Annotated in this window: 10 protein-coding genes and 1 riboswitch; of the genes, 6 read left to right on the top strand and 4 right to left on the bottom strand. The window is 65.6% G+C overall.

What is annotated here, in order from left to right; all coding sequences use genetic code 11:
• Positions 1 to 156: 156 nt before the first annotated feature.
• Positions 157 to 2,019 (bottom strand): DNA helicase RecQ, encoded by a 1,863-nt coding sequence (recQ, locus tag K320_RS0107780; RefSeq protein WP_024538270.1) that lies wholly within the window; start codon positions 2,017 to 2,019, stop codon positions 157 to 159.
• Positions 2,020 to 2,131: 112 nt separating this feature from the next.
• Between recQ and K320_RS0107775 the strand changes: the two genes are divergently transcribed.
• Positions 2,132 to 3,166, top strand: a complete 1,035-nt coding sequence (locus K320_RS0107775; RefSeq protein ID WP_024538269.1) for a homocysteine S-methyltransferase family protein — start codon at positions 2,132 to 2,134, stop codon at positions 3,164 to 3,166.
• Between the two features lie 68 nt (positions 3,167 to 3,234).
• Here the strand turns inward: K320_RS0107775 and argC are convergent, their stop codons facing one another.
• The gene (gene argC, locus K320_RS0107770) at positions 3,235 to 4,167 is read right to left on the bottom strand and encodes an N-acetyl-gamma-glutamyl-phosphate reductase (RefSeq protein ID WP_024538268.1); all 933 of its coding nucleotides are present in this window, start codon (positions 4,165 to 4,167) and stop codon (positions 3,235 to 3,237) included.
• Between the two features lie 214 nt (positions 4,168 to 4,381).
• Here argC and sucC point away from each other — a divergent pair, with 214 nt between their 5' ends.
• The 5 genes from sucC (at position 4,382) to K320_RS0107745 (ending at position 8,806) form a co-directional block, all read left to right on the top strand.
• Positions 4,382 to 5,542 carry an ADP-forming succinate--CoA ligase subunit beta gene (gene sucC / locus K320_RS0107765; RefSeq protein WP_024538267.1) on the top strand — a complete coding sequence of 387 codons (1,161 nt, stop codon included), beginning with the start codon at positions 4,382 to 4,384 and terminating at the stop codon, positions 5,540 to 5,542.
• Positions 5,543 to 5,557: 15 nt separating this feature from the next.
• On the top strand, positions 5,558 to 6,451 hold the full coding sequence (gene sucD, locus K320_RS0107760) for a succinate--CoA ligase subunit alpha (protein ID WP_024538266.1): 894 nt from the start codon (positions 5,558 to 5,560) through the stop codon (positions 6,449 to 6,451).
• A 123-nt stretch (positions 6,452 to 6,574) separates the two neighbouring features.
• The gene (locus tag K320_RS0107755; protein WP_029695930.1) at positions 6,575 to 7,354 is read left to right on the top strand and encodes a Stp1/IreP family PP2C-type Ser/Thr phosphatase; all 780 of its coding nucleotides are present in this window, start codon (positions 6,575 to 6,577) and stop codon (positions 7,352 to 7,354) included.
• A 23-nt stretch (positions 7,355 to 7,377) separates the two neighbouring features.
• On the top strand, positions 7,378 to 7,998 hold the full coding sequence (locus K320_RS0107750) for an FHA domain-containing protein (RefSeq protein ID WP_024538264.1): 621 nt from the start codon (positions 7,378 to 7,380) through the stop codon (positions 7,996 to 7,998).
• 16 nt (positions 7,999 to 8,014) lie between these two features.
• Entirely contained in the window at positions 8,015 to 8,806 is a 792-nt protein-coding gene (locus K320_RS0107745) for an MBL fold metallo-hydrolase (protein WP_024538263.1), read from the top strand.
• On the opposite strand, the gene galE is transcribed toward K320_RS0107745, so the two are convergent.
• Together galE and metH are read right to left on the bottom strand one after the other, a co-directional pair.
• On the bottom strand, positions 8,769 to 9,779 hold the full coding sequence (gene galE, locus K320_RS0107740; protein ID WP_024538262.1) for a UDP-glucose 4-epimerase GalE: 1,011 nt from the start codon (positions 9,777 to 9,779) through the stop codon (positions 8,769 to 8,771). The two genes, K320_RS0107745 and galE, sit on opposite strands and share 38 nt — an antisense overlap.
• The gene (metH, locus tag K320_RS0107735) at positions 9,776 to 12,517 is read right to left on the bottom strand and encodes a methionine synthase (protein ID WP_024538261.1); all 2,742 of its coding nucleotides are present in this window, start codon (positions 12,515 to 12,517) and stop codon (positions 9,776 to 9,778) included. Before metH ends, galE begins: the two co-directional genes overlap by 4 nt.
• Before the next feature lie 30 nt (positions 12,518 to 12,547).
• Positions 12,548 to 12,627: riboswitch (S-adenosyl-L-homocysteine riboswitch) on the bottom strand.
• Between the last annotated feature and the right edge of the window lie 78 nt (positions 12,628 to 12,705).

Genomic DNA, 12,705 nt, shown 5'->3' with positions numbered 1-12,705 from the left:
CTAAGAAGCCCTATGCGCGAAAACTGACGGATCACCGTAACCTACTTGACGGGCGTACGCCCACCAATACGGTACTGTTCTTGAATTTCGGCGGCGATGCAAGCGTTTTTTGCGCGGCAGTGGTGCAATTTGCAACAAGTCGGACTAAAAATCCGCCTAAATCCTTTCCTGGCAAACCTGCAGGACCAGCGCACCATAGGCCTCAAGCCGCTTGGCGCCCATGCCGGGGATGCCTGCGAGATCGGCCAGTGTCGCCGGGTTGCGCTCGGCGATCGCAGCCAGCGTGGTATCCAGAAAGACGACATAGGCCGGCACGCCGTGCTCCCGCGCCACTTCGGCGCGCCAGGCCTTGAGGTTGATGAAGCGCACCTGAGCGCCGGCATCCAGTTCGGCGGCCGCGGCGGCGGGCGCATGGCGCCGGGGCTTGCGCGCGCGGCGCGCCGGTGCGCTGGCCTGGCGCAGCAGCACAGGCACTTCGCCGCGCAGCAAGGGGCGGGCGCTGGCGCCCAGCGACAGCGTATCGAAGGCGCGGCCATCGCCCTGCAGCACGCGCTGCACGCCCACCGCCTGCGTCGCCAGCAGCTGGCGCAGCACGGCGCGCAGCTGGTGCTCGTTGTAATCGGCGCCCAGGCCGAAGGTGGACAGGCGCTCGTGCCCGAACTGGCGCACCTTGTCCGTCGCGTTGCCGCGCACGATGTCCATGAGGTGCCCGGTGCCGAAGGTCAGGCCGCTCATTTCATGCACGCGGTAGATGGTGGAAAGGAGCTTGCGCGCGGCGTCCGTGCCGTCCCAGACGGCGGGTGGCTGCAGGCAGTTGTCGCAGTTGCCGCAGGGCTCGGACGCCTCGCCGAAGTAGGCCAGCAGCCGCTGGCGGCGGCAGTCGGTGGCCTCGGCGAGCGCCAGCAGCGCATCGAGCTTGCCGCGCAGGATGGATTTGAACGCCTCGGCCGCGTCGCCCTCGTCGATCATGCGCCGCTGGTTCACCACGTCCTGCAGGCCGTAGATCATCCAGGCATCGGCGGGCAGGCCGTCGCGCCCGGCGCGTCCGGTCTCCTGGTAATAGCCTTCGATGTTGCGCGGCATGTCCACATGCGCGACGAAGCGCACATCCGGCTTGTCTATGCCCATGCCGAAGGCGATGGTGGCGACCATCACGATGCCGTCCTCGCGCAGAAACCGGTCCTGGTGCGCCTGGCGCGTGTCGGCCGGCATGCCTGCGTGGTAGGGCAGCGCGGCAATGCCTGCCTGCGCGAGCGCTTGCGCCATTTCCTCCACGCGTTTGCGCGACTGGCAATAGACGATGCCGGCTTCGCCCGCATGTTCCTGCGTGATGAAGCGCAGCAGCTGGGCCAGCGGCTCCTTCTTCTCTTCCACGTGGTAGCGGATGTTGGGGCGGTCGAAGCTGCTGATGAAGACCTGCGCCGAGGGCAGCTGCAGCCCTTCGAGGATGTCGGCGCGCGTGAGCGCGTCGGCGGTGGCGGTGAGCGCGATGCGCGGCACGCCCGGATAGCGCTGTGCCAGCAGCGCCAGCTGGCGGTACTCGGGGCGAAAGTCGTGGCCCCATTGGCTGACGCAGTGCGCCTCGTCAATCGCCACCAGCGCGAGTTGTCCCTGTGCGTACAGGCCGTCGAGCAGGCCCAGAAAGCGCTCGCTCACCACGCGCTCGGGCGCGGCGTACAGCAGCGTGGTTTCGCCCTCGGCCATGCGCCGCTCCACGTCCAGCGTCTGCGGCCAGTCGAGCGTGGAATTGAGGAAGGCCGCGGCCACGCCCGCCTCGCGCAGCGCGCCCACCTGGTCGTGCATGAGTGCGATCAGCGGCGAGACCACGAGGGTGACGCCCAGGCCCGCCTGCTGGCGTGCAATCGCGGGAATCTGGTAGCACAGCGATTTGCCGCCGCCCGTGGGCATGAGCACGAGTGCATCGCCCCCGCCGGTGACATGGTCAATGATGGCGGCTTGCGGGCCACGAAAGCTGTCGTAGCCGAAAACCTGGCGCAGGATGGAGAGGGGGGAAGACAAGGAAACTTCGTTAAAGATAGCTGTCTACGCTTGCCTGACAAGCATAAAAGCGGAATTTGATCAAAAAAACAGAAGCTCTATTGTCCGGCACGCGCCTTCCTACAATCGCCCCATGACCCTTCCGCATTACACCCGCGCGCAGCAACTGCCCGAGATTCTTGAAAACCGCATCGCCATCCTCGACGGCGCCATGGGCACCATGGTGCAGCGCCTCAAACTCACCGAGGCGCAGTTTCGCGGCGAGCGCTTCCAGGACTTCCACAAGGATGTGAAGGGCAACAACGAACTGCTGGTGCTCACCCAGCCGCAGTTCATCACCGACATCCATGAGGGCTACCTGGCCGCCGGCGCCGACCTGATCGAGACCGACACCTTCGGCGCCACCACCGTGGCGCAGGCCGATTACGACATGCAGGAGCTGGCGCGCGAGATGAACGTGGTGGCGGCGCGCCTCGCGCGTGCGGCGTGTGACAAGTTCTCCACGCCCGACAAACCCCGCTTCGTCGTCGGCGCGCTCGGCCCCACGCCCAAGACCGCCAGCATCAGCCCCGACGTGAACGACCCCGGCGCGCGCAACATCACGTTCGAAGACCTGCGCAAGTCCTACCATGAGCAGGCCAGCGGCCTGATCGAGGGCGGCGCCGACGTGCTGATGGTCGAGACGATTTTCGACACCCTCAACGCCAAGGCGGCGCTGTTCGCGATTCAAGAGGTGTTTGACGAAACCGGCGAATGCCTGCCGCTCATCATCAGCGGCACGGTGACCGATGCCTCGGGCCGCATCCTCTCGGGCCAGACCGTGACCGCCTTCTGGTACAGCGTGCGCCACGCCAATCCGCTCGCCGTCGGCCTGAACTGCGCGCTGGGCGCGGCGCTGATGCGCCCCTACATCCAGGAACTGGCCAAGGTGGCGCCCGATACCTTCATCAGCTGCTACCCCAACGCCGGCCTGCCCAACCCGATGAGCGAGACGGGCTTCGACGAAACGCCCGAGGTCACCAGCCGCCTGCTGCACGAATTTGCCGCCGAAGGCCTGGTGAACATCGTCGGCGGCTGCTGCGGCACCACGCCCGAGCACATCAGCGCGATTGCGAGGGCGGTGGCGCCGGTGGCCACGCGCAGGCTCTTCTATCCGGCGGAGGCCTGAACGACTTCTATATGAATAGCTGTTCACGCTTGCTCAGCAAGCGTTTGAGCCGCTTTTCATCAAAATTTTCAGAGCCCCAGCATGATCTTGAGGTTCTGCACCGCCGCGCCGCTCGCGCCCTTGCCCAGGTTATCCAGGCGCGCCACCAGCACCGCCTGGCGGTAGCTGTCGTTGCCGAACACGCGCAGCTCCAGCTGGTTGGTGTCGTTGAGCGCTTCGGCCTCCAGTTTGCCGTCGCCGGTCGCGGGCAGCACCTGCACGAACTGCTCGGCGGTGTTGGTTTTGGCGTAGTGGGCGGCCAGCAGATCGTGAATGTCTGCAGCCTTGGGTGCGCCCTTGAGCAAATCCAGATGCAGCGGCAATTCCACCAGCATGCCCTGGCGGAAGTTGCCCACCGAGGGCACGAAGAGCGGGCGGCGCTTGACGCCCGTGTACTTCATGATCTCGGGCAGGTGCTTGTGCGCAAGGCTGAGGGCGTAGAGCTCGTACTTTGCCGCCTCGCCCTTCTCATGCGCCTCGATCATCGTGCGCCCGCCGCCCGAGTAGCCGCTGACCGAGGGCAGCACCAGCGGGTAGTCGTCGGGGATGAGCCCCGCATCGACGAGCGGGCGCAGCAGCGAGATCGCGCCCGTGGCGTAGCAGCCGGGGTTGGCCACGCGGTCGGCGGCGCGGATGGCGTCCAGCTGCCCCGGCGCCAGTTCCGGAAAGCCAAACACCCAGCCGTCCGCCGTGCGGTGCGCGGTGGAGGCATCGATGATGCGGATGCGCCTGCCGGTTTCCGCCGTGATCGCATCCACCATCGCCGCGGTCTCGCGCGCCGCATCGTCGTGCAGGCACAGCACCACCAGATCGACACCAGCGATCAGCGCGCGCTTGGCCGAGGCGTCCTTGCGCAGCGCGGGGTCTATGCTCGTCAACTCGATCTGCGGCAAGGCCTCAAGCCGCTCGCGGATCTGCAAGCCGGTGGTGCCGGCTTCGCCGTCGATGAATACCTTGGCCATGGAGCGCTCCTTGCTGGCAAATGGCAGCATTTCACAGGGACAGGAAAGTGTCTTGTGAATGCTGCGTCGCAACATGATACATTCGCCGATTGCCGAGGTCGTGAAGCGGCTGCAGCGTTGCAGCGCGACACGACCCCAGACCCGACACCTGCGGTCCTGCAAGCGCTCTTCGGCAGCACGGGTAAAGACACCAACTTTTCCTGAGAGAGACTTCATGAAAATTCACGAATACCAAGGCAAGGAAATCTTGCGCAGTTTTGGCGTGCCCGTTCCGCGCGGCATTCCGGCGTTCACCGTGCAGGAAGCCGTGGAAGCGGCCCAGAAGCTCGGCGGCCCGGTGTGGGTGGTCAAGGCGCAGATCCACGCCGGCGGCCGCGGCAAGGGCGGCGGCGTGAAGGTGGCCAAGACCATTGACGACGTGAAGGCGCTGGCCGGCCAGATTCTGGGCATGCAGCTGGTCACGCACCAGACCGGGCCGGAAGGCCAGAAGGTGCGCCGCCTCTACATCGAGGACGGCGCCGACATCCAGAAGGAATACTACCTCTCCGTCGTGACCGACCGCGAAAGCCAGAAAGTGGCCTTCATCGCATCCAGCGAAGGCGGCATGGACATCGAGGAAGTGGCGCACAGCACGCCCGAAAAAATCATCAAGACCTTCGTCGATCCGCTGGTGGGCCTGACCGAAGCGCAGGGCCAGGAGCTGGCGCGCGGCGTGGGCATGCCGCAGGAATCAACCGCGCAATTCATCGACGTCTGCCAGAAGCTCTACAAGTGCTACATGGAAACCGACGCCAGCCTGGTGGAAATCAACCCGCTCAACCGCGACAGCAAGGGCGCCATCATCGCGCTGGACGCCAAGTTCAATTTCGACAGCAACGCGCTGTTTCGCCACCCGGAAATCGTGGCGCTGCGCGACCTTGATGAAGAAGACCCGGCCGAAGTGCAGGCAAGCAAGTTCGATCTTGCCTACATCAGCCTGGACGGCAACATCGGCTGCCTGGTGAACGGCGCCGGCCTGGCCATGGCCACGATGGACACCATCAAGTTGTTTGGCGCGGAACCGGCCAACTTTCTCGACGTGGGCGGCGGCGCCACCCCCGAGAAGGTCACCGAGGCCTTCAAGATCATGCTCAAGAACCCCAAGGTCAAGGGCATCCTGGTGAACATCTTCGGCGGCATCATGAAGTGCGACACCATCGCCACCGGCGTCATCACCGCCTGCAAGGCGGTGAACCTTGCCGTGCCACTGGTCGTGCGCATGAAGGGCACGAACGAAGAGCTGGGCAAGAAGATGCTGGCCGAATCGGGCCTGCCCATCATCAGCGCCGACACCATGGCCGAAGCGGCCACCAAAATCGTCGCAGCCGTCAAGTAAGCCCGGGAGCATTTCATGTCGATTTACATCAACAAAGACACCAAGGTCATCACCCAGGGCATCACCGGCAAGACCGGGCAATTCCACACAGGCAAGTGCCAGGAATACGCCAATGGCAAGAACTGCTTCGTCGCCGGAGTGAATCCGAAGAAGGCGGGCGAGAAGATTTTCGACATCCCGATCTACGGCACCGTGAAGGAAGCGGCGCAGCAGACCGGCGCCACGGTGAGCGTGATCTACGTGCCGCCGGCCGGTGCCGCGGCCGCGATCTGGGAGGCGGTCGAAGCCGACCTCGATCTGGCGATCTGCATCACCGAAGGCATCCCGGTGCGCGACATGCTGCAGGTGCGCAACCGAATGAAGGCCAAGGAGGCCAAGGGCGGCAAGAAGACGCTGCTGCTGGGCCCCAACTGCCCCGGCCTGATCACGCCCGACGAGATCAAGATCGGCATCATGCCCGGCCACATCCACAAGAAGGGCCGCATCGGCGTGGTCTCGCGCTCGGGCACGCTGACCTATGAAGCCGTGGCGCAGCTGACCGAGCTCGGCATCGGCCAGTCCAGCGCCGTCGGCATCGGCGGCGACCCGATCAATGGCCTCAAGCACATCGACGTGATGCGCGCGTTCAACGACGATCCGGATACCGACGCCGTCATCATGATCGGCGAGATCGGCGGTCCGGACGAAGCCGACGCCGCGCGCTGGTGCAAGGCCCACATGAAGAAGCCCATCGTCGGCTTCATCGCCGGCGTGACGGCGCCCGCCGGCAAGCGCATGGGCCACGCGGGCGCGCTTATTTCGGGCGGCGCCGACACCGCCGAGGCCAAGCTGGCGGTGATGGAAGAATGCGGTTTCAAGGTCACGCGCAATCCGTCGGAGATGGGGCGCATCCTCAAGGGCCTGATCTGACCGTTGCCGCCTCGTGCGAAGCCAGCTCCTGGAGCTGGCTTTTTTGTCGGCGCAGCACACGCCACCCGTATCATTGCGCCCTTGCAGCGTTTCACGCCCATGGGCGTCACCGACGGCCAGCCGATGTCCTCCCTTCTGGATTACGAGTTCTGCGCGCGCACCGACATGGGGCGGGTGCGCAGCAACAACGAAGATGCTCTGGCCGTCTGCGCCGATGTGCGCCTGATCGTCGTCGCCGATGGCATGGGCGGGTACAACGCGGGCGAGGTGGCCAGCGCGATGGCGGTGCAGGTCCTCGAACAGGAGTTCGGCGCCTGGCTGGTGGCTGCGGGCCGCGAGGTGGATGTCACGCTCATCCGCGAGACATTGGCTGCCTGCGTGGACCGCGCGAACACCGACATCCTGAACGCGGCACTCGCCCACCCGGAATACGCTGGCATGGGGACCACCCTCGTTGTCGGCGTTTTTGTGCGCGACCGGCTGCTGCTGGGCCATATCGGCGATTCGCGCGGCTATCTGCTGCGCGGCAAGCAGCTCCGCCGCATCACGCGTGATCACACCTGGCTGCAGGAGCAGGTGGACAGCGGTCTCATGACGCTGCAGGATGCGCGCCATTCCGGCATGCGCAACCTCCTCACCCGCGCGCTCGGGGTGGATCCGCAGGTGCGGCTGGAAATCAATGAATTCACGGTGCAAGCCGACGATCTTTTCCTGTTCTGCACCGATGGGCTGACCGACCGCATGACCGACCAGGACCTGGAAGTCCTGCTGCGCGACCCTTCGCCGCTGCCGCTGCTGGCCGAACGCCTGCTGCAGCAGGCGAACGCCCTGGGTGGACGGGACAATACCAGCGTCGTCCTGGCCCGCGCAAGCGCGGCGGCGGCCGGCATGGTTCGCCGATAATGGGGCGAGAGAGGAAATAGCGCATGCCCAGCCTGGTCTTCATGCTTGAAGGAACGGTCGTCAAGGAGGTGGACCTTGAAAAAACACGCACGACGCTGGGGCGCCGCCCGAACAACGACATCGTGATCGAAAACCTCACTGTCAGTGGCGAACACGCAGCCTTCCACCTGCAGGGCCAGGTGGTCGAAGTCGAGGACTTGCACAGTACCAATGGCACCTTCGTCAACGGGCAGCCGGCGCGGCGCCAGGCTCTGCGCGACGGAGACCAGGTCATCATCGGAAAGTACGAGGTGCGCTTTGTACAGGGCGCGCCTGCTGCGTCGCACGCCTCTGAGCCCGTCCCCGAGCCCGCCGCGCGGCCCTTGGCACCCGCTGCGCCGCCCGCCGCAGGCCAGGCGCTGGTACGCGTGCTGACGGGGCCGGGCGCCGGTCGGGAACTGGTGCTCACCAAAGTCGTCACGACCCTGGGCAAGCCGGGCGAAGCCGTGGCGTCGATCAGCCACCGTCCGCATGGCTATCTGCTGGCGCAGGTGGATGGCACGGCGCCCAGCGTCAACGGGCAGGCGATCACGCAGCCCCACCCGCTGCAGCCCGGCGATCGGATCGTGCTGGGCGACACGCAGATGGAATTTCTGCTGCGCTGAGCAGGCAGCCCGGCCGATGAAGGTACGCGTGCTTGGCTGCAGCGGCTCCATTGCCCGTGGTTCGCGCACGACCGCCTTTTGCCTGGACGACCGTATCCTGGTGGATGCAGGCACCGGCGTGGGCGAGCTCACCGTCGAGGCAATGGGCGGCATCACCCATGTCTTTCTCACCCATTCGCACCTCGACCACATCGCCGCGCTGCCGCTGCTGCTGGACACCGTAGGCACTCAGCGTGCGGCGCCGCTGCAGGTGTTTGCCCTGCCGCAAACGCTGAAGGCCTTGCGCGAGCACATTTTCAACGACGTGATCTGGCCGGATTTCACGCGCATTCCACGGCCGGAGGCCCCCCTGGTGCAGCTGCACCCCTTGGGCGTGGGCGATGTGTTTGCGTTGTCCGGCCTCACGCTGGAAGCCTTGCCCGCACGCCACAGCGTGCCTGCCGTGGGCTATGCGGTGCGCGGGGCAGGTCCGTGGTGGGTCTTCAGCGGTGATACCGAGGGCGGGGCGCCGGCCTTCTGGCAGCGCGTGAACGCCCTGCACGCGCAGGCGCCGGGCGTGGGCGCGCTGGTCATGGAGACGGCTTTCAGCAACCGCGAGCAGGCGCTGGCACGCAAGAGCGGGCACCTGACGCCTGCCGCACTGGCGCAGGAGCTCGCGCACATCGCCGATCCGGCAGGTTTCCCGGTGTACATATCGCACCTCAAGCCCAGCGAAGGCGCGGCCATCATGCGCGAGGTGCGTCAGCTGGAACGGGGGCGCGGGCTGCAGATCATCGATCTGCAGTCGGTGGGCATGCTGCAGCTGTAGCGCTTCCCTGGTGCCAGCGCAGCGCACTGCGCAAGATGCTGTCTAGGCCATGCCGCGGCGTCCAGCCCAGCGTCTCGCGCGCCAGCGTGGCGCTGGCCACCAGCGTGGCCGGGTCTCCGGGGCGGCGCGGCTGCGTTTCGCTGGCCGGCGCACCGGCGCACAGCGCCTGGCATTGCGCGAGCACTTCGGCGACGGAATTGCCCTGACCGGTGCCCAGGTTGAACACATGAAAGCCTGCCTGCCCGTTCATGTAATCCAGAGCGAGCAGATGGGCTTGCGCCAGGTCTTCGACGTGGATGTAGTCGCGCACGCAGGTGCCGTCCGCCGTCGGGTAGTCATTGCCGAAGAGCTTGACCGGGCCGAGTGATGGCGTGAGGGCCGCGCGGATGATGTTCGGAATCAGATGGGTTTCGGGCTCGTGCGCTTCGCCGGTTTCGCCGTCGGCGTCGGCGCCGGCGGCGTTGAAGTAGCGCAGGCAGACGGCGCGCAGGCCATAGGCTTCGCAATAGGCGCGGATCTGCTGCTCGGCCAGCCATTTGCTCAGGCCGTAGGGGTTGATGGGTTGCGCTGGATGGGCTTCGTCGATCGGCGTGTACAGCGGGTTGCCATAGACCGCGGCGGTGGAGGAAAACACCAGCTTGCCCACGCCGGCGCTGCGCATGGCGTCGAGCAAATTGAGCGTCCCGGTGACGTTGTTGCGCAGGTACAGCGCCGGCTCGCGCGCCGATTCGCCCACCAGCGAACGCGCGGCGAAATGCAGCACCGCCTGCAGCGGATAGCGCGCAAAAACGGCGCTCAGGTCGGCAGGATGGAGCAGATCACCGATTTCCAGCGGCCCCCATTGCACCGCGCTGCGGTGGCCGGTGGCGAGGTTGTCGAAGGTGACGGGCACCAGGCCGGCACGCGCCAGGCGCTTGCACATGTGCGAGCCGATGTAGCCGGCGCCGCCGCAGACGAGGACATGCGGCTTCATGCCAGGTTCTGCGCCAGCCGGTGGCGCAGCTCCTCGACATCCATGCCGCGCCGCGCGGCCATGTCCTGGACCTGGTCGTCGCCGATCTGGCCGGTGGTGAAATAGGTCGATTCGGGGTGCGCGAGGTAGAAGCCGCTCACGCTCGACGGCGGAATCATGGCAAAACTGTCGGTCACCTCTATGCCGGCCTCGGGCGCATTCAGGGTATCGAACAGCGTCTGCTTCACAGTGTGATCGGGGCAGGCCGGGTAGCCGGGCGCAGGGCGTATGCCCTGGTATTTCTCCGCGATCATGGCGTCGCGGTCCAGCGTCTCATCGGCCGCATAGCCCCAGAGGTCGCGGCGCACGCGCGCGTGCAGGCATTCGGCGAAGGATTCGGCCAGCCGGTCGCACAGTGCCTTGAAGAGGATGTTGGAATAGTCGTCGAGCTGCTCCATGAACTCCTTTTCTTTCTTCTCCGCGCCTATGCCGCCGGTGACGGCGAACATGCCGGCGTAGTCCTTGATGCCCGATTCTTTCGTCGCGATGAAGTCCGCCAGACACCGGCTGGGCCGCATCACGCCGTTCACTGGCGTCTTCTCGGTCTGCTGGCGCACGCCATACCAGGTCATCAGCACCTGGCTGCGGCTTTCGTCGGTGTAGAACTCGATGTCGTCGCCCACGCGGTTGGCCGGGTACAGGCCGATCACGCCATTGGCCTGCACCCAGCGGTGTTCGATGATGTTTCTGAGCATGGCCTGGCCGTCGGCAAAGACCTTGCGCGCTTCCTCACCCACCACCTCATCCTGCAGGATCGCCGGGTAGGCGCCCGCCAGGTCCCAGGTCTGGAAGAACGGCGCCCAGTCCAGGTATTTGACGATCTCTTCGAGGTCGAAATTGATGAACATGCGCCGCCCGAGGAACTTCGGTGCCGTCGGCTGATAGTGCGTGAAATCCACCTTGGTCGCGTTGGCCCGCGCCTGCGCTATCGTCCACAGCGGCACGCGCTTCTTGCGCGCGTTGAGCTTGCGCACGTGGGCGTAGTCGGTCTGGATTTCCTGCAGGTAGGCGGCGCGCCCTTCGCCCAGCAGGCTCTGCGCCACGCCCACGCTGCGCGACGCGTCGGGCACGTAGATCACCGGCCCGTCGTACTTGGGCGCGATCTTCACCGCGGTGTGCACGCGCGAACAGGTCGCGCCGCCGATCAGCAGCGGTATCTGGCGGCTGGTGAAGTACGCGTCCTTGTTCATCTCGGCGGCGACATGCTGCATTTCCTCCAGGCTCGGCGTGATGAGACCCGATACGCCGACGATGTCGGCCTGCATCTCCTTGGCCTTGGCCAGCAGCTCGTGCGCCGGCACCATCACGCCCAGATTCACCACCTCGAAATTGTTGCACTGCAGGACGACGGTGACGATGTTCTTGCCGATGTCGTGCACATCGCCCTTGACGGTGCAGACCACCAGCTTGCCCTTGCTGGAAATATCGATGCCCGCGGCCTTCTGCGCTTCCTTTTCCGCTTCGATGTAGGGCACGAGGTGGGCCACCGCCTGCTTCATCACGCGCGCGCTTTTCACCACCTGTGGCAGAAACATCTTGCCGGCGCCGAACAGGTCGCCGACGATGTTCATGCCGTCCATCAGCGGCCCCTCGATCACCGCCAGTGGCCGCGCGCCGCCCTGGACGCAGATCTGCTGATAAGCCTCTTCGGTATCCGCCACGATGAAATCGGTGATGCCATGCACCAGCGCGTGCGACAGGCGCTGGCCCACGGGCGCGGGAGCCTCGGGAGTGCCACGCCATTCGAGCTTCTTGCTGTCGTCGCGCGCCGCGCCCTTGGCACTCTCGGCGATTTCCAGCAGCCGCTCCGCCGCGTCGGGGCGGCGGTTCAGCACCACGTCTTCCACGCGCGTGCGCAGCTCGGGCTCCAGGTCATCGTACACGCCGATCATTCCGGCGTTGACGATGCCCATATCGAGTCCGGCGCGAATGGCGTGGTAGAGGAACACGGTGTGGATGGCCTCGCGCACCGGATCGTTGCCGCGAAACGAAAAGCTCACGTTGGAGATGCCGCCCGAGACCTTGGCGCCCGGCAGGTTCTGCTTGATCCAGCGCGTCGCCTCGATGAAGTCGATGCCGTTCCTCGCATGCTCCTCGATGCCGGTGGCGATCGGGAACACGTTGGGGTCGAAGATGATGTCCTCGGGCGGAAAGCCGACTTCGTCAACCAGGATGCGGTAGGCCCGTGTGCAGATTTCGATGCGCCGCGCCAAGGTGTCTGCCTGCCCCTGCTCGTCAAACGCCATCACCACAGCGGCGGCACCGTAGCGCTTCACGCGCAGCGCGTGGTCCTTGAACTCCTGCACACCCTCCTTCATGCTGATGGAGTTGACGATGCCCTTCCCCTGCAGGCAGCGCAGGCCGGCTTCGATGATCTCCCACTTGGAGGAATCGACCATCACCGGCACCTTGGCGATGTCGGGCTCGGAGCCCAGCATGCGCAGAAAGCGCACCATCGCGGCCTTGCCGTCGAGCATGGCCTCGTCCATGTTCACATCGATGATCTGCGCGCCGTTTTCCACCTGCTGGCGCGCCACCGACAGCGCCTGTTCATACTGCTCGGCGATGATCATCCGGGCGAAGACCTTGGAACCGGTGACGTTGGTGCGCTCGCCGACGTTGACGAACAGCGAACCGTCGCCGATCACGACGGGTTCGAGACCGGAAAGCTTCAGGGGAGGGGGAACTACGGCAGACATCTGACTCACCCGCGCAATGCGTGCGCATTGATCTGGTGAGCGCCGTTGGGAAAAACCGCCGCCCCAAGCCTGACGGACCCTGGCGGTCCGCTGCAACGCTCCTTGAGGCGGCTCGCCAATTTTATCGGGATGCAATCAAGACGACACGTTCCAGCAAGGATGGCACCTTGATGGGCCTCCTTTTGCAC

This window comes from Comamonas badia DSM 17552 (genome assembly GCF_000484635.1).
Classification (GTDB): domain Bacteria; phylum Pseudomonadota; class Gammaproteobacteria; order Burkholderiales; family Burkholderiaceae_C; genus Comamonas_C; species Comamonas_C badia.
This window is presented reverse-complemented; position numbering and strand designations above follow the sequence as displayed.